Origin of the sequence: Isoptericola sp. b515, assembly GCF_030588125.1 — a bacterium.
Classification (GTDB): Bacteria; Actinomycetota; Actinomycetes; order Actinomycetales; family Cellulomonadaceae; genus Isoptericola; species Isoptericola sediminis.
This window is the reverse complement of the sequence record NZ_JAUQYR010000002.1, coordinates 28,743-44,956: the sequence shown is the minus strand read 5'-3', so window position 1 is coordinate 44,956 and position 16,214 is coordinate 28,743. Positions and strand designations below refer to the sequence as shown.

At 74.5% G+C, this 16,214-nt stretch carries 13 protein-coding genes; 4 read left to right on the top strand and 9 right to left on the bottom strand.

All coding sequences use genetic code 11. The features are described 5' to 3' along the window. Positions 1-9 precede the first annotated feature (9 nt). The 3 genes from glf to Q6350_RS05960 are packed head-to-tail and all read right to left on the bottom strand — an operon-like array spanning position 10 to position 4,845. On the bottom strand, positions 10-1,146 hold the full coding sequence (gene glf / locus Q6350_RS05970; protein WP_304603315.1) for a UDP-galactopyranose mutase: 1,137 nt from the start codon (positions 1,144-1,146) through the stop codon (positions 10-12). Beyond that, positions 1,143-3,014 carry a glycosyltransferase gene (locus Q6350_RS05965; protein ID WP_305065761.1) on the bottom strand — a complete coding sequence of 624 codons (1,872 nt, stop codon included), beginning with the start codon at positions 3,012-3,014 and terminating at the stop codon, positions 1,143-1,145. The genes glf and Q6350_RS05965 overlap by 4 nt, the downstream gene beginning before the upstream one ends. A gap of 10 nt (positions 3,015-3,024) precedes the next feature. Beyond that, positions 3,025-4,845: a glycosyltransferase gene (locus tag Q6350_RS05960; protein WP_305065969.1), complete on the bottom strand. Its 1,821-nt coding sequence runs from the start codon at positions 4,843-4,845 to the stop codon at positions 3,025-3,027. Between the two features lie 78 nt (positions 4,846-4,923). Here Q6350_RS05960 and Q6350_RS05955 point away from each other — a divergent pair, with 78 nt between their 5' ends. Then, complete coding sequence (locus Q6350_RS05955) at positions 4,924-6,240, top strand: SpoIID/LytB domain-containing protein (protein ID WP_305065760.1); 1,317 nt, start codon at positions 4,924-4,926, stop codon at positions 6,238-6,240. A gap of 25 nt (positions 6,241-6,265) precedes the next feature. Here the strand turns inward: Q6350_RS05955 and Q6350_RS05950 are convergent, their stop codons facing one another. Next, entirely contained in the window at positions 6,266-6,442 is a 177-nt protein-coding gene (locus Q6350_RS05950; RefSeq protein ID WP_370375377.1) for a Trm112 family protein, read from the bottom strand. Positions 6,443-6,459: 17 nt separating this feature from the next. After that, complete coding sequence (locus Q6350_RS05945; protein ID WP_305065759.1) at positions 6,460-7,887, bottom strand: phosphomannomutase/phosphoglucomutase; 1,428 nt, start codon at positions 7,885-7,887, stop codon at positions 6,460-6,462. A gap of 64 nt (positions 7,888-7,951) precedes the next feature. On the opposite strand from Q6350_RS05945, the gene manA reads away from it, so the two are divergent. Beyond that, on the top strand, positions 7,952-9,160 hold the full coding sequence (gene manA / locus Q6350_RS05940; protein WP_304603304.1) for a mannose-6-phosphate isomerase, class I: 1,209 nt from the start codon (positions 7,952-7,954) through the stop codon (positions 9,158-9,160). Between the two features lie 5 nt (positions 9,161-9,165). Here manA and Q6350_RS05935 read toward each other — a convergent pair whose 3' ends face one another. Then, positions 9,166-9,558: a DUF3499 domain-containing protein gene (locus Q6350_RS05935; RefSeq protein WP_171247672.1), complete on the bottom strand. Its 393-nt coding sequence runs from the start codon at positions 9,556-9,558 to the stop codon at positions 9,166-9,168. A 67-nt stretch (positions 9,559-9,625) separates the two neighbouring features. Here Q6350_RS05935 and Q6350_RS05930 point away from each other — a divergent pair, with 67 nt between their 5' ends. Further along, positions 9,626-10,057, top strand: a complete 432-nt coding sequence (locus Q6350_RS05930) for a metallopeptidase family protein (RefSeq protein WP_304603303.1) — start codon at positions 9,626-9,628, stop codon at positions 10,055-10,057. 13 nt (positions 10,058-10,070) lie between these two features. On the opposite strand, the gene Q6350_RS05925 is transcribed toward Q6350_RS05930, so the two are convergent. Genes Q6350_RS05925 through Q6350_RS05915 form a run of 3 tightly spaced genes read right to left on the bottom strand, consistent with a single transcriptional unit; the run spans position 10,071 to position 15,316 of the window. After that, complete coding sequence (locus Q6350_RS05925; RefSeq protein ID WP_304603302.1) at positions 10,071-11,681, bottom strand: DUF5719 family protein; 1,611 nt, start codon at positions 11,679-11,681, stop codon at positions 10,071-10,073. Next, positions 11,678-14,929, bottom strand: coding sequence for a glycosyltransferase (locus tag Q6350_RS05920; RefSeq protein WP_305065758.1), 3,252 nt, complete (start codon positions 14,927-14,929; stop codon positions 11,678-11,680). The genes Q6350_RS05925 and Q6350_RS05920 overlap by 4 nt, the downstream gene beginning before the upstream one ends. A gap of 48 nt (positions 14,930-14,977) precedes the next feature. Beyond that, positions 14,978-15,316, bottom strand: a complete 339-nt coding sequence (locus tag Q6350_RS05915; protein WP_304603300.1) for a WhiB family transcriptional regulator — start codon at positions 15,314-15,316, stop codon at positions 14,978-14,980. Positions 15,317-15,491: 175 nt separating this feature from the next. Here Q6350_RS05915 and Q6350_RS05910 point away from each other — a divergent pair, with 175 nt between their 5' ends. Continuing rightward, positions 15,492-16,214, top strand: coding sequence for a TIGR03089 family protein (locus Q6350_RS05910; RefSeq protein WP_304603299.1), 723 nt, complete (start codon positions 15,492-15,494; stop codon positions 16,212-16,214).

Genomic DNA, 16,214 nt, shown 5'->3' with positions numbered 1-16,214 from the left:
CGGCGCCCGCTAGGAGAGCTTGTTGTCCACCATCGACAGCGCCGACCCGATGGCCATGTGCATGTCGAGGTACTGGTAGGTGCCGAGGCGGCCGCCGAAGTGCACGTCCTGCTCGCCGTCCATCAGCTCGCGGTAGCGCCGGAGCCGCTCCCGGTCCTCGGGGGTGTTCACCGGGTAGTACGGCTCGTCCTGGCGCTCGGCGAACCGGGAGTACTCCCGCATGATGACGGTGCGGTCGCTCGGGTAGTCCCGCTCCGGGTGGAAGTGCCGGAACTCGTGGATGCGGGTGTACGGGACCTCGGCATCGGCGTAGTTCATCACCGAGGTGCCCTGGAAGTCGCCGACGTCCAGCACCTCGGTGTCGAAGTCCAGCGTGCGCCACGACAGCTCGCCCTCGGCGTAGTCGAAGTACCGGTCGACGGGCCCGGTGTACACCACGGGCACCTGCCCCACGACGGCCCGCTGGTGGACCGGCTGGGACGTGTCGAAGAAGTCCGTGCCCAGGCGCACCTCGATGTTCGGGTGGTCCGCCATGCGTTCCAGCCAGGCGGTGTACCCGTCCACGGGCAGACCCTGGTGCGGGTCGTTGAAGTACCGGTTGTCGTACGTGTAGCGCACGGGCAGGCGCGAGATGACCGACGCCGGCAGGTCCCGCGGGTCCGTCTGCCACTGCTTGGCGGTGTACTCGCGGATGAACGCCTCGTACAGGGGGCGGCCGATGAGGCGGACCCCCTGCTCGTCCAGGTTCTCCGGGTTCTTGTCCCCCAGCTCCGCCGCCTGCTCACGGATGAGGGCGCGGGCGGCTTCCGGCCCGTACGCGGACCGGAAGAACTGGTTGATGGTCCCCAGGTTGATCGGCATCGGGAACACCTCGCCCCGGTGCGTGGTGTACACGCGGTGGGTGTACGAGGTGAAGTCCGTGAACCGGTTGGCGTACTCCCACACCCGCTCGTTCGCGGTGTGGAACAGGTGCGCCCCGTACCGGTGCACCTCGATGCCCGTGGTCGGCTCGTCCTCGGAGTAGGCGTTGCCACCGAGGTGCTCGCGGCGATCGATCATCAGCACGCGGCGGCCGGCGGACGCCATCCGTTCGGCCACCGTGAGGCCGAAGAACCCGGTCCCGACGACGACGAGGTCGGCGTTCATCCGTTCTGCTCCTCGAGGTCGGGGAGGTATCCGCCGCGCCGGCGGGTGTAGGCCCGGTAGCCGACGGCCCGGATCCGTTCCGGCACCAGGCGGTAGCCGGCGCGGACCACGACGTTGCGCACCATCTGCGGTGTGGAGACGAAGCCCTCGTCGTGCAGCGTCCGTTGCAGCGCCAGCTCCGACGCCAGCAGGCGTCGCCCGCCCCGCCGGGCGTAGGCGCCCGCTCCCACGCGGTACAGCACGAGGGGCTCCGTGATGTTCTCGGCGTGCACACCGGCCGCGAGCATCCGGGCGAACAGCAGGTAGTCCTCCATGAGGTCGAGGTGCTGGTAGCCCCCGACCGCGGCGACCGCGGACCTCCGGTACACGACGGAGGGGTGGTTGAAGGGGTCGCGGAACCGGGCCGCCTCGGCGATGCCGGCACCCGTGGGCGGCACCCGCACCAGACCACGGTCGTGCTCGTCCTCGTCGAACTCCCAGATGGCCGAGCCGACGATGTCGTAGCCGGAGGCCACCAGCGGCACCTGCTCGGCGAAGCGTTCCGGCAGCGAGATGTCGTCGGCGTCCGCCCGTGCCACGATCTCGTGGCGACACGCGGCCAGACCCTCCTCGAGGGCCCGCGCGAGGCCGAGGTTCTGCGGGAGCGGAAGAACCGTCACGGGGACGTCGGTGAGCCCCGGCATCCGGTCCAGCACCTTCGCCAGCTCCTCGCCGACGGGGCCGTCGCGCACGACGACGACCTCGTCGGGACGCAGCGTCTGCTCCGTCGTCACCGAGCGGAAAGCGCGCTCCAGGTGCGCGGCGTCGTCACCGCGGTACACCGGCAGCAGCACGGAGAACCTGCGGTCCGCCAGCGGCTCCCCCGCGACGAACGAGCCCGGCGCAGCGGCGATCCGGTCCACGTGGACCGGCGCCGGCACCGAGGCCCCCGCCTCCACGCGCGCCACCGTCAGGGCGGCGGGCCCGACGCCGGAGAGCACCTCGGTGTCGGGGCGCGGGCCTCGGACGACCCCGTGCCAGAGCCCTCGCAGGCCCGCCCTGGCCAGCGTGGCGCGGTCCTGGGAACGTCGGACCGTGCGCACCCAGCGCCGCAGCGTCGATCCGCCGTACAGGACGCGCTCGCCGACGCCCAGCGCGTCGGAGCGCGTGAACATCCAGATCTTGTTGCGGACCTCGTAGTAGAACCGCGGGCCGGGGTCGGCGTCCGTGGCGCCGAGCTTCTTCGTCCGGTGCTCCACCACGCTCCCGGGCACGTAGAGCCCGACGTGGTCACGGAGCAGACGGGTCGAGTACTCGAAGTCGTCGTTCCAGATGAAGTAGTCGGTGACCGGCAGACCGGCCCGGTGCACGGCCTCGGCGTCGATCATCATCGACACGAAGGACATCGAGCGGACCGGCATCGCACCGGCCCGTCGGGCACGGTCGAGGTCGACGGGTGACGCACCGGGACGTGACCGGGGGGTGTTCATCGGGTGGTCGGACCCGTCGGACCACACGACCTTGCTGCACAGGGCCACGACGTCGTCCGCGTAGGCCTCGCGCGCGGCGAGCAGCTCGGCCAGCGCCGTGGGGGTGGGGATGGTGTCGTCGTCCATCACCCACACGAGGTCCGCGGCGTCGTCCGTGACGGCCGTGGCGATGCCGACGGCGAACCCTCCGGCACCGCCGGTGTTCCGCGCGAGCGCCACGACGCGCGGCTCGGTCGGGTGCTCACGCGCCACCGAGAGCGCGTCGTCGGTCGAGGCGTTGTCGACGACGACGACGCGGTCGACGGGTCGGCTCTGGTCGCCCAGGGCGTCGAGCGCGCAACGGAGCAGCTCTGCTCGGTTGTAGGACACGACGACGGCGACGACTACAGGGGTGGACATCCCCGACATCCTAAAGGCCCGGCCGGGGTGCGGTGGTCGCTCTCCAGCGGTCCGGCGCCGTGAGCTCCGGGGCGGCGGCCCGCCAACGCCGCGCCAGGTGACGCCAGCGCCAGGCCAGGCGAAGGTGCTCGACGACGACGGCTCCGGCCAGACGCCGGAAGGTCGCCGGTTCCCGCCGGAGCCACACGCCGGAGCCACGGTCCCCGTCCAGCACGAGCACCGAGTCGTGCGCGGGCACCTCCCACCACACGGCCTGCTCCCGGGTGAGCACGGTCGTCGGCTCCTGCCGGGCCTCGGCCGGGACCGGCCGCTGAGCGCGCAGCAGGCCTCGCAGCGCGAACAGTGCCAGCCGCACCGGGCCGTCCGGACGGTGCGCCGTCGGGCCGGACGGCCGTGAGGCGTCGGCGACGGCGTCGTAGGCGCGGTCCCCGGTCCGGTGCCGCACGGTCTCGGGGTGCTCCCCACCGACGGCCCGGACCTGGCCGACGACGTCGGCGAGCTCGGCGTGCAGACGTCCGGGCCCCTCACGGACCTCGCGCAGCGCGCGCAGGTGCAGGTCGACCGGGTAGTAGCGCATCGCGAGGAGCAGCTTGAGGTCGGTCGCCGCGAGAGCGAGCGGGAGCAGCCGCGGTCCCGAGGCGTGCAGGAGCGCTGTGACGACCCGGTTGCGCACGTGCAGGTAGGCCTGCCACTCGACGGTGTCGTCCTTCTCGGTCCAGGCCATGTGCCACAGGCAGGCGCCCGGCAGCGAGACGGTCGGGTAGCCGGCCTCCCCGGCACGCAGGCAGAACTCGGCGTCGTCCCACTTGAGGAAGAACGGCATGCTGAGCCCGACGGCGCGCAGCGTCTCCGTCGGGACGAGGCACATCCACCACCCGTTGAAGTCCGACTCCGCCCGCTCCTGCAGCAGGCGCGTCGTCCTGAGCCCGCCGGCGAGGTCCTGCCACTGCTCGTCCATCCGGGGCGGCCCCCAGTTGAAGGTGCGCCGGTGGATCACCTCGCTGAACGAGTTGAGCACGGTCGGTCGGGCCAGGTCGAGCATGTGCCCGCCGACGACCACCGGCTCGCGGCTCGCCCGGTGGAACCGTACGGCGCGCAGCAGGCACTCCGGCTCGACCTCGACGTCGTCGTCGCAGATGAGCACGGCGTCCGCGCCGGCGTCGAGCGTCTCCAGCATCCCGCGCGAGAAACCGCCCGACCCCCCGAGGTTCGGCTGGTCGACGATCCGGAGCCGGTCCCCGAGCCGAGCGGCCACCTCGGCGAACCCCTCGCGGTCGGCGACCTTGTCCGTGCCCTGGTCGACGACCTGCACCCGGACGTCCGCCTCGACCATCTCTCGGCACGCCGCGAGCGTGCGCAGCGTGGCGAGGCAGTAGTCGGGCTTGTCCATCGTCGTGATCGACACGACCACGTCACCCCGGCGCCGCGGAGCCGCGTCGACCCACCAGGCGCCGCCGGTCAGCACGGCACCGTCGCCCGCGTCGTCGGCGACGACGTCGACCCACAGCCACCCGCCGGCCGTCCCGGGCACCTCGGCCTCGAGCGGCTCGCCCAGCGGCGCGCGACCCACCTCGGCGGCCACGCCCGCAGCGTCCGAGCGGAGGAGGCGCACCTGCCCGCGTCCGTGCCCCTCGACCGTCAGCCGCACCCGTGCTGCTCCCGTCCACCGGGCCCAGTACGCCGCGGGGAATCCGTTGAGGTACGTCCCGAGGCTCTGCGTCGCCCCCGGAGGAACGCGCAGCACCCCGTCGCCCAGCTCTCCGGGACCCTCCGTCACGCAGAGCAGACGTCGGCCGGGGGACGGCGACAGGACCAGTCGGGCGGCGAGCATCACGTCGGTGAGCCTAGTGCTTCCCCTCGGGATGCTGCGGCCACCGGACTGTTGCACAGTGGAGAGGGAGGACCTGACATGACTCAGCTCACCGCGCTCCGCCGCGTCGTCGCCGGCGCCCTGGTCACCTTCCTCGCGCTCGTGGGCGGCATCGCGAGCAGCACCGCGGCGGCAGCCGTCGACGTGCCGGACCGTTTCACGTGGTCCGGCTCCGGGTACGGGCACGGCGTGGGCATGAGCCAGTTCGGGGCCTACGAGCTGTCACGCCGCGGCCTCGGGGGGATCAAGATCCTCAAGCACTACTACACGGGGGCACGGGCCCCCTACACCACGACGCCGGGTCGCCTGCGGGTGCAGGTCCACGGTCCCGACCCCTACGGATACGGGGCGGGCTACGGCGACACCGGCCGCACGACCTACGTGACGGTCACCGGGGGCGACTGGCGACTGCGCAAGCCGGGCGTCGGCACGAAGGCCCAGGGCACCGGACCGGTCACGCTCAAGGTGCGCATCGGCGACCGGGGCGTGGTCCGGGTCAAGGTCGGCGGCAGGGTCTACAAGGGCGACATGATGCGCATCCAGTGGTCGGGCACGACGTACTGGCGCAGCAAGGGCGCGCCCGCCGTGGCGACCGTCGACGGGGCGCACGGTGCCTACCGGCACGGACGACTCACCGTCGTCAACCGGCAGATGACCCCCAACATCACCAACGACGTGCTGCTGAACACCGAGTACCTCTACGGCATCGCGGAGATGCCCTCGTCGTGGGGGCTCCAGGGCGGGCAGAACGCGCTGCGCGCCCAGGCGATGGTGGCGCGGTCCTACGCGATCGCCAAGCACGACGGGAAGCCCGGCTGCCGCTGCGAGGTCGTGGACGACGTCCGCGACCAGTACTACAGCGGATGGCTGAAGGAGAACGAGGGAACCGACGGCCGGTACGGGAGCGTGTGGCGGCAGGCCGTCGACAAGAACACCCGCGGGAAGCGCGAGGCACGAGTGCTCCAGGTCGACGGTCGGTCCGTCGCGGCGCACTACTTCTCCTCCAGCGGCGGCCGCACGGCCAACTCCGAGGACGTCTGGTCGTCCTACGTCTCCTACGAACGGAGCGTCGCGGACCCGTACAGCCTGCTGGCTCCGGGCAACGCCTACGCGTCCTGGACGCGGTCGATGACCCAGCAAGCGGCGCGAGACCTGTTCGGCCTCGTGAACGTCGAGACCATCGAGGTCACGCGACGGTGGTCCAGCGGTCAGATGCGCACCGTCACGGCGACCCAGCCGAACGGGCGCACGGCGTCGATCAGCGGCAAGGCCGACCAGATGCGCGCCTGGTTCGGACGAGCCACGACGCGCGGCAGCATGCCGGCCGCGTGGATCACGTCGATCGACCCGTCCTGAGGACCGGAGCGCTCCCGGGTCCCCGCTACAGGGCGCGCGCCTCGCTCTCCAGCAGGACCGGGATGCCGTCGCGGACGGGGTAGGCCAGCGGGCGGTCCGGGTCGGTCGAGCGCAGCTCCGGGGCGCCGTCCGGACCGACGGCGTCGACGAGCTCGGCCCCGGTCACGGGACAGCGCAGCACGCTGCGCACCCAGGGGTCCATCCAGGGGGTCTGGTCGTTCACAGGGCCTCCTCGTGCACGAGGGACAGGACGTCGTCCCGGAGCTTGGTCATGATGTCGTGGTCGGCGGCCTCGACGTTGAGGCGCAGCAGGGGTTCGGTGTTGGACGCGCGCAGGTTGAACCACCACTTGGGGTGCTGGTCGTCCCAGTGGGTGACGGTCAGGCCGTCGAGGGTGTCCACGACGGCCTCGGGGTAGGCGCGCTCGTAGGCGTCGCGCACCCGCTCGGTGGTCGCGGCGGGGTCGGTGACGCGCGAGTTGATCTCCCCCGACGCGCTGTAGGGGGTGTACATGTCGGCCAGCGCGCTGGCGGGGTGGGGCTGCGAGCCGAGCGCGGCCAGCACGTGCAGCGCGGCCAGCATGCCGGTGTCGGCGAACCAGAAGTCGCGGAAGTAGTAGTGGGCGGAGTGCTCGCCGCCGAAGATCGCCGAGTGCTCGGCCATCGTCTCCTTGATGAAGGAGTGCCCCACCCGGGTGCGCACCACGGTGGCGCTCTCGCCGAGCAGGTCGGTCACCGCCCGGGAGGTGATGAGGTTGGCGATGACCGTCGCGGGCCGTCCGGCGGCCTGCTCGCGGGCGATCTCGCGCATCCCGACCAGGGCGGTGATCGCGCTCGGCGAGACGGCCGCGCCGGTCTCGTCGACGACGAAGCAGCGGTCGGCGTCCCCGTCGAAGGCCAGGCCCAGGTCGGCGCCGTGAGCCACCACGGCGCGCTGCAGGTCGGCCAGGTTCGCCGGCTCCAGGGGGTTGGCCTCGTGGTGCGGGAACGTGCCGTCCAGCTCGAAGTACAGCGGCACCACCTCCAGCGGCAGGCCGGGGAGCCCGGCGGCGTCGCCCAGGACGGCGGGCACCGTCAGCCCGGCCATGCCGTTGCCGGCGTCGACCACGACCTTCAGCGGCCGGATCCCGGACAGGTCGACCAGCGAGCGCAGGAAGGCGGCGTAGTCGCCCAGGACGTCCTGCTCGACGACCTCGCCCGGCGTGCCGGCGGCCTCCGGCTCGGCGCCGTCGAGGATCTGCTGGGCCCGGTCGCGGATCTGCGCGAGGCCGGTGTCCTGCCCCACGGGCCGCGCCCCGGCCCGGCACATCTTGATCCCGTTGTACTCGGCGGGGTTGTGCGAGGCGGTGAACATCACCCCCGGCGCCTGCAGACTGCCCGAGGCGAAGTACAGCCCGTCGGTCGAGCACAGACCCACGTCGACCACGTCCACGCCGCGAGACGTCACGCCCGCGGCGAACTCCCGGGCCAGCGCGGGGCCGGTGTCCCGCATGTCCCGGCCGACCACCACCCGCGCCGCCCCGTCGGGCACCGCCGCGACCTCGGCGAAGGCCACCCCCAGGGCCCACGCCACCCGCGGCGACAGCTCCGCGGGCACCAGCCCCCGCACGTCGTAGGCCTTCACGATCTTCGTCAGGTCCGTCGTCACCCGCCCAGCCTACGGCGCGGAGGACGGGCGTCCGGCACGACGACGAGTGTGGTTGGGTGGGTCCGTGACCGTGCTGCACCCGCTCGCGAACCCCGTGCAGCGCTACGACTGGGGATCCCCGACGCGCATCCCCACGTTGCTCGACCTCCCGGTCGACGGCCTCCCCGTCGCCGAGCTCTGGCTGGGCGCCCACCGCAGCGCACCCAGCACGTCGGCAGGGGTCCCGCTGCACGAGATCGTGCGCGCCGACCCCGCGGCCGTCCTGGGCGACCGGGTCGCCGACCGCTTCGGCCCGCGCCTGCCCTACCTGCTCAAGGTGCTCGCCGCCGACAGGTCGCTCTCCCTGCAGGTCCACCCGCGGCCGCACCTGGCCCGGGCCGGGTTCCACCGGGAGAACCGTCTCGGGATCCCGGTCGACGCCCCCGAACGCTCCTTCCACGACGACCAGCACAAGCCGGAGATGGTCGTGGCGCTCACGGAGTTCGACGGCCTCGCAGGGTTCCGTACCCCACGCAGCACCCTGGCGCTCCTGGAGGGTCTCCCGGGCCCGCTCGTGGCGGAGGTCCGGTCGGCGCTCCGTGCCGACCGGTCGGCGACCGGTGTGCGGGCGGCCTTCTCGGCCCTGCTCTCGAGCCGCGGCGCGGCGTCCTGCCGTCAGGCCGTGGACGAGACCGTCGCGGCGGTCCGCGCCCGCCTGGAGGCCGGGTCACCGTCGGAGCGTGCCGACGCGACCGTGGTGGCGCTCTCCGCGGAGCACCCGGGCGATCCCGGGGTGATCGCCTCCCTGCTGCTCAACCGGGTGACGCTCGACCCCGGTGAGGCGCTCTACCTGCCTCCGGGCGAGGTGCACGCCTACCTGTCCGGCGTGGCGGTGGAGGTGATGGCGTCCAGCGACAACGTGCTCCGCGCCGGGCTGACCAGCAAGCACGTGGACGTCGAGGCGTTGCTGGAGTGCGCGTCGTTCGCGCCGCGCCGCCCCGCGACCCCGGAGATCACCACGTCGGGCGGCCGGGGACAGGTGGTGACCTATCGCGCACCGGTGCCGGAGTTCGCCCTGACGACGGCGGACGTCGACCCCTCCGAGGCGGTCGACCTCCCGGCCTCGGGCCCGCGGATCGTGCTCTGCCTGGACGGTTCGGTGGAGCTCACCGCCGGCGGTTCCGGAGCGGAGCCGCTCCGGCTGTCCCACGGGGCGTCGGTCTTCGTCCCCCACGACGCCGGGACCCTCTCGGTGGCCGGGGCGGGGCACGTCGTCTGCGCCTGGGTGCCCTGACCGGCTCAGACGCCCGCGGCCGGCCCGCCGTCGGACTCCGCCCGGAGCACCCGGAGGTGGCCACGGCGCGCCGTCTCGGTCACGGTCGCCGGCTCCGCGGACACCGGCGTCCGGGTGGCCCGGCCGCCCCGTCCGGCCTCCCGCACGGCCTCGGCCAGCGCCGAGAGGTCGTCCTTGGAGGGGGCCGGCGTGTGGAACTCGGGCTGCAGCCGTACGACCTCCCACCCGCGCGGCGCGGTGAGGCGCTCCGCGTGCTGGGCGCACAGGTCGTAGCTGTGCGGTTCGGCACGCTGCGCGAGCGGCCCCAGCACCGCGGTCGAGTCCGCGTACACGTAGGTGAGGGTCGCCACCGCCGCCTGCGTGCATGCTGTCCGCGAGCACTGCCTCACCGATCTCACCCACGGAGAATACGTGCCGCGCACGGACCTGCGCTCCAGGCGCGCCGTCGGTCGATAGTCTCGGAGCGTGAACCTCACCGCACCGGGGTCAGGACCGCGTCGCCGGGACCGGCGAGGGCGGGGACCACGGGGTCCTCTGATACCCGCCGACCTGCCCGCCCACCGCTCCCGCGCCGAGCGGTTCGACGACGCCGTCCTCGCGTCGCTCGAGTCCATCGAGCGCCGGTGGCCGGCCGTGGCCGGTGCGGAGCTCGGCGTCGAGGACGTGCCGCCCTCCGACCCCGCTCCCTGGGAGTCGTCCGGCGTGCCGCTCGGGCGGGTCTTCCCCGCGACGTCGGGCCGGCCGGCACGGATCGTGATCTACCGCCGGCCGGTGGAGACCCGCTCGACGGACCCCGAGGACCTCGCCGAGCTGGTGCACGACGTCGTCGTGGAGCAGGTGGCGCACCTGCTGGCGCGGACGCCGGAGGAGATCGACCCGCGGTTCGGCGAGCGCTGACCCGCACCGGTCGTCACGGCACGTCGACGCGGCGGACCTCCTCCAGGCCGTCCGTCTCGGCGGACGGCGTCGGGTCGAGGGTGGCCACCAGCGAGCCGTCCGTGCCGGTCCCGTCGGACGCCGTGAGGCGCACGGACCAGACCACCCGCGCGGCGGGGGCCGCGCCGTCGTCGGACGACGCGGGGTCGACGACGACCGCGACCTCGGCGGCCACGTCGTCCGCGGCGACCTCGACGGTCCCCCCGACCGGGACCTCGACCTGTTCCTCGCCGGTCAGGCTCCCGTCGGCCGCCACACCCCGCAGGCGCACGGGCACGACTCCCGAGGGATCCACGTCCGGGGAACGGTCCGCCGGGACGGCGGACAGCACCACCGTCGCACCCTGTGCCACGGCCGGGAGGCCGACCTGCCCCGCGTCGACGGGTCCCGCCGGCAACGACCGCCCCGCGTTCCACGCCACGTCGTAAGGGGTGCCGTCCACGACCGAGTCCTCCGGCTGCTCCCCGGGCAGCGCGAAGCGGGCCGCCCCGACCACCGGGACGTCGGCGTCGACGACGACCGTGTACGTCCCGGGCTCGAGGCCTCCCAACGGCACCGACGTCACCGCGCCCACGGCCAGGTCGACGACCTCGGCGCCGCGCAGCGTCACCCGGCCCTCCGGCCCGTACACGCTGACCCGGGCGACACCGGGCCGGCCGTCGGGGGCCAGGAGCCACAGCGCAGCCGCCTGCGGCGCGTCAGGAGCCTCGCCCCGGCCGACCACCCCGCTGGCCACCATCACCCGGGCCGGCGGGTCGCCCGGCTCCAGCAGGTCGACACCGGTCGGCACGAGCCCGTCGATGCCCTGGGTCTGCCACGAGGCCGTCACCCGGGCGCCGGTGGCACGGACGTGGACCGCGAGGCGGCGCTGCTCGGGGGCGAGCGAGTCGAGCCGGAGCACCTCCTGCTCCCCCGGCGCCACCGTGAACGCACCCTGACCGCCGATCGACACCGGGCCGTTCGGCCCGTACACCTCCAGGCTCACGGCGGCCGGCTCCACACTCGGGTTCTGCACCGTGAGCAGTGCGGTCCGGCCGACCTCGCTGCCGCCGCCGACCAGCCAGTGGTCCGTCGCCGGAGCGCGGCACGACGCGGCCGCAAGCCCCCGCAGGTCGCCCGCGGCGGTGCTCCCCGCGAGGGCTGCCGCGACGCGCAGCGGGGCACCGGCCCGCGGCTCGGCCCGGAGCACCCGGACGCCCCGGACCTGCTCGGACAGCACGTCCACCGCCGGACCCGCCGTGATCCCCCGTGCCCGCGTGCCGTCGAGACGCGCGAGGAGCGGCGTCCCGGCCGCACCCTCGACGGCGGCCGCCACGGCCGAGCGGCTCTCGACCGGGGCGGCCCCGAACTGGTCGTCCCCCACGTCGGAGCCGGCGGGCAGGCGCACCGGGCGCGGACACACGGCCACGGACGTCGGCGGCCGCACCTCGACCTGCCGCGTGGCCGCGGCGACCGCGACCTCGTCCGCGGCCGTCCACCGCTGCGTCCACTGCTCGCCGACCGCCGCGGTCGCGACCAGCGCTGCGGCGACGAGCGTGCCGGAGACGACCAGGCCAGCGCGGCGCAGGGTCGGGGCGGCCCTCATCGGTTCCTCCGCCGGGACAGCGGCAGGGCCAGCAGCACGTAGACCACCAGCACCAGGCCGCACAGCGCGAACCAGGGCGGCCGTGACGGCGCGGCGTACCCGACGTGGACCTCACCGGCGTCCGCCCCGAGCACGAAGGCCTGCCGACCGTCGACCTCGGTCGCCGGCAGCCGCCGCCCGTCGACGTCCGCGCGCCATCCGGCACCGGCGGACTCCGCGAGGACGAGGACGCGGTCCGGGTCGCCGGTCCCCACGACGTCGTCCACGGTGCGGCCGTCGCTGTCGAGGGTGCGCACGGGGGCAGAGGCCCGTCCGTCCTCCGGGGCCGTGCGCAGCACGGTGGCCCAGGCGGGGCGCGGCCCCGCGGGGTCGACGCGCCACAGGAGCACGGAGCTCTCCGTCACGCGGCTCAGACCGGGCACGAGGTCGAGGGTCGTGACGAGCTCGGGGTCGCCGTCGGGAGGCACCTGGACGGCGCCCACACCGAGAGCGGACAACCGGTCCGCCAGCTCGGGGCTCCGGCCCGCGGCCACCTGGGCGGTGAGCGTGTCGAGCGCGGCGACGTCCGGCCGCTCCCGACCCGGCACGAGACCGGCCTCACGGGCCCGCACGACGACCGAGGAGTCGAGCATGCTCGAGCCGTCGCGACGGAGCAGCGTGTACTCCACCACCCCGTCGACCCGGTCGACCTGCAGGACGCGTGCCGACCGGGGGGCGGCCTGGAGCTCCTGCCCGACCGCCGGGACCACCCCGGCGGCGGCCCGCAGCTCGCCGACGGCGGCGCCCCGGGCGTCGTCGTACCACCAGGCGCCGAGCCCGAGGACCGGGACGAGCAGGGCGACGACCGCCAGCGTGCCCGTGAGCAGGCGCACCGGACGACGGGTCCCGGGCTCCGGGACGGCGGTCAGCGCGGCGACCCCGAGCCCGAGCAGCACCACGGAGAGTCCGGGCGCCGCCCAGCCGTGCACCGCGCCGCCCGCGTCGTTGGCGGCCACGACCGTCCCGCTCGCGACGAGGGCCAGCAGGAGTCCGAGGACGGCGACACCGACGGCGAGCTGCGCCGCGCGGCGGTGGCGACCCCGGAGGAGTCCGGCGGCCGCGAGCGCCAGGAGCCCGGTCCCGAGCACCCACGGCCCGGCCTCCTGGAGGGGCTGCCACGGCAGGTCGAGCCCGGCCGCCCACGGCTGCGGCGGGGTCGGGTGGCCCAGCAGCAGGGTGAGACCGTCGACGGCCCCGGCAGGCGTCGGCGTCCCGACGGAGGCCAGCAGCGGACGCCATCCGCCGGTGGTCCAGGTGGCGACGGCGTGCCACCAGAAGGGCAGCGCGAGGACGACCGCGGGGAGCAGCACGACCAGGACGCGACGCCAGTGCGTCCGGGCGACGACCAGTCCCACCACGCCGGTGAGCAGGGCGACCGCGGCGAGCGCCGGGGCACCGGCGACGACGACGCCCAGCAGCAGGCCGGCCGCCGCGGCCGCACCGAGCGACCCCCGGGGCGCCGCCGGGGGGCCGACGTCGTCGCGGGCCTGGCGGCCGAGCGCACGCAGCACCGCCAGGAGCAGCCACGGCAGGGCCAGGTGGGCGAGCACCGCGCCGAGACGACCCGTGGTGAGGGACTCGAGGAAACCGGGCCATGCCGTCCACACGAGCGCCGCCGCGACCCGCGCCCACACAGACCGGCTGACCGCTCCGGACCCGAACCAGGCGCCGAGCGCGGCCAACGGCAGCGCCGCCAGGACGAGCGCGTTGACCGCCGTCTGTGCGGCACCGCCGACCAGGGCGGTGAGGATCACCAGCACCGCCAGCCACGGGTCCGCCGGGGCCCCGGTGCCGAGACCGTCCTGCACCCATCCGGAGGTCGCCGCGTCGGCCACCTCGCCCAGGGCGGCGGGGGCGGGGAGCAGCGCACCCCCGACGACGCGCCCGCCGTCGGCGAGCACGCCCTGCCAGGACCCGAACGCGGCCAGGGCCAGCAGTGCCGTGCTCACCAGCACGACCGACAGGCCCGTCCGGCGGCGTCGGGCCAGGGCCGTCAGCTCGGCACGTTCGAGGTCGGTGACCGCCCGCCGGGTCCGGTGCGCCTCGGCCCGGGTGAGACGGGCGTCCCGACGGCGGGCGACGACGTCGCGCCAGCCCGCCTGCAGCGGGCGCAGGACCCGCCGCGGCATCCGGCGCGTGCGGGCGGCACGCCGCCTGCCCCTGATCAGCGGGACCAGCCGCAGCACCGTCGCCACCGGGGCGACGAGCTCGTCGCGCGCCTGCGCCGGACGGGTGAGGGCCAGCCGGTAGGCCGCGGCGACGGGCGCCCACACGATCATGGCGACCATGGCCAGCGGGAGCACCGGCAGGGGGACACCGACGAGCCGGGTGTACAGCTGGCTGCGCCGCCGCGCGTAGGCGGAGGCGGACCGGCGCCCGCGGTGCCGGTGACCGCGGGACCCCCGCAGGCCGCGCAGCGACGCCTGTGCGTGATGGACGACGGCGTCCGGGACCACGACGACACGGTGCCCGGCGAGTCGCGCGCGGCGGCACAGATCGAGGCTGTCGCCGAACCGGCCGAGCTCCGGGTCGGTGCCACCGAGGTCGGTCCACACCGTCCGCCGCACGAGCGCCCCGGCCAGGCCGACGGCGAGGACGTCCTCGCGGGCGTCGTGCTGGCCCTGGTCGATCTCCGAGTCGTCGATCCCGGTCATCCGACGGCCGAGCGGCGAGACGGTGTAGCCGACCTCGACCAGGACACCGGGCCGGTCGGGGTCCGGGGGCAGCGGCTGGCCGTCGTCGTCCAGGGGCCACCGCCGTTGCTTGCAGCCCGCGACCGCGACCGCCGACGAGTGCTCGACGGCGCGCAGCAGGGCCGCCAGGGCGTCGGGGGCCGGCGCCGAGTCGTCGTGGAGGATCCACAACCAGGTCGTGCTCTCCAGACCCAGCGCGGTCAGGGCCCGGTCGACGGCCTCGCCGAGGGTGCGCGAGCCGGACGCCCCGACGTACTGCCGGTCCCCGAGGCGCAGGTCGGGATGCTGTCCGGTGGAGGGGGCGGCGTCGACGTCGACGACGACGACGTCCTGGGGTTCCCGGACCTGCGCGGCCACCGCGTCGAGGGTGGCCGGGAGGAAGGGGGTGCGTCCACGGGTGACGACGACGGCCGCCACCGTCACGGACTGCCGGGCCGGCACGCCCGTCACCGACCCGGGGGCCACGTCGTCGCGCGCGGCCCCGTCAGGTGTCCGGGTCAGGTGCGGTGCAGTCATCCTGAGCGCCATGATGCGGCGCCCCGACCCCGGCGTGTGGGATATCGGTCAGACGGCGCGCCGCTTGAGCTTTCGCCGTTCGCGCTCCGAGAGCCCGCCCCAGATGCCGAAGCGCTCGTCGTTCTCGAGCGCGTAGTCCAGGCATTCCGACCGGACCTCGCACGAGGCGCAGACCTTCTTCGCCTCGCGGGTGGACCCGCCCTTCTCCGGGAAGAAGGCCTCCGGGTCCGTCTGGGCGCACAGGGCTCGTTCCTGCCACCCGAGCAGGGTTTCCTCCTCGACGACGTCGTCGCTGCCGAAGAGCGGGAGGACCGGGGCGACCCGATCCGTCTCCTGACCGATGTCAGACGGGAAGGCCCCCTGGTCCCCGTCGAGCAAATTCCACATGGCGTGCCCCTCCATGCCGTCCTCGAAGAAACTGCATACCTGGAATTACACGCGTGTCATCTCGGGTCGTCAAGCCGAAATGTGCTAGGTGGCGCATTTCCATGACGTGTTCACACGGCACTGAGGTCCCGTTGAGGTACCTCTGAGGTTCCTGGACACCTCGTAGGGTGGTCCGGTGACCACCCCAGACACCACCGCGACCGGCCTCCTCGCCCGACTCACCGCCCTCGGCGGACGGCCCGCCCTGACCTGGTACGGCGACGACGGCGAACGGATCGAGCTGTCCGGCGCCGTGGTGGACAACTGGGTCGCCAAGACCGTCAACCTGCTCGTCGAGGAGTTCGACACCGAGCCGGGCAGCGACGTCGTCGTCGACCTGCCCGTCGGCTGGCGGCAGGTCGTCTGGGCGCTGGCCGCCGCCCGGTGCGGGGCCGACGTGGCGCTGCTCGACCCGGCCGCGGACTCTCCGGACCGCGCGGACGCGGACGTGGTCGTCACCTCCCGCCCCGACGCGTGGACCGGGACCGACCAGCTCGTCGCCGTCGCGCTGCCGGCCCTCGCCCGTCGCTTCGAGGGTGAGCTCCCGCCGGGCGCCGTCGACGCCGCGGGAGCGGTCATGACCTACGGCGACGCCATCGTCGTCGACCCGGCGGCCGGTGCGGGCACCCCGCTGACCGCGCTGGCCGGCGGCGAGCCCGTACCGACCACCGACGACGATGCCGGGCGCGTCCTGGTGCGCGGGACCGGGGCGGTTGCCGAGGTCCTCGCCCAGGTCCTCACCGTGTGGGCAGCAGGGGGTTCGGTCGTCCTGACCTCGGCCGCGACGGCGCAGGCCCTGGACGGCGACCCCGAACGGCTCGAGCGGCTCGTGGCCACCGAGCAGATCACGCGGGCCTGA

What these genes read in the sequence shown, in the direction of transcription:
- glf (WP_304603315.1), bottom strand. Translation starts at nt 1,146, where the DNA reads ATGAACGCCGACCTCGTCGTCGTCGGGACCGGGTTCTTCGGCCTCACG.
- Q6350_RS05965 (WP_305065761.1), bottom strand. Translation starts at nt 3,014, where the DNA reads ATGTCCACCCCTGTAGTCGTCGCCGTCGTCGTGTCCTACAACCGAGCA.
- Q6350_RS05960 (WP_305065969.1), bottom strand. Translation starts at nt 4,845, where the DNA reads ATGCTCGCCGCCCGACTGGTCCTGTCGCCGTCCCCCGGCCGACGTCTG.
- Q6350_RS05955 (WP_305065760.1), top strand. Translation starts at nt 4,924, where the DNA reads ATGACTCAGCTCACCGCGCTCCGCCGCGTCGTCGCCGGCGCCCTGGTC.
- Q6350_RS05950 (WP_370375377.1), bottom strand. Translation starts at nt 6,442, where the DNA reads ATGGACCCCTGGGTGCGCAGCGTGCTGCGCTGTCCCGTGACCGGGGCC.
- Q6350_RS05925 (WP_304603302.1), bottom strand. Translation starts at nt 11,681, where the DNA reads ATGAGGGCCGCCCCGACCCTGCGCCGCGCTGGCCTGGTCGTCTCCGGC.
- Q6350_RS05920 (WP_305065758.1), bottom strand. Translation starts at nt 14,929, where the DNA reads ATGACTGCACCGCACCTGACCCGGACACCTGACGGGGCCGCGCGCGAC.
- Q6350_RS05915 (WP_304603300.1), bottom strand. Translation starts at nt 15,316, where the DNA reads ATGTGGAATTTGCTCGACGGGGACCAGGGGGCCTTCCCGTCTGACATC.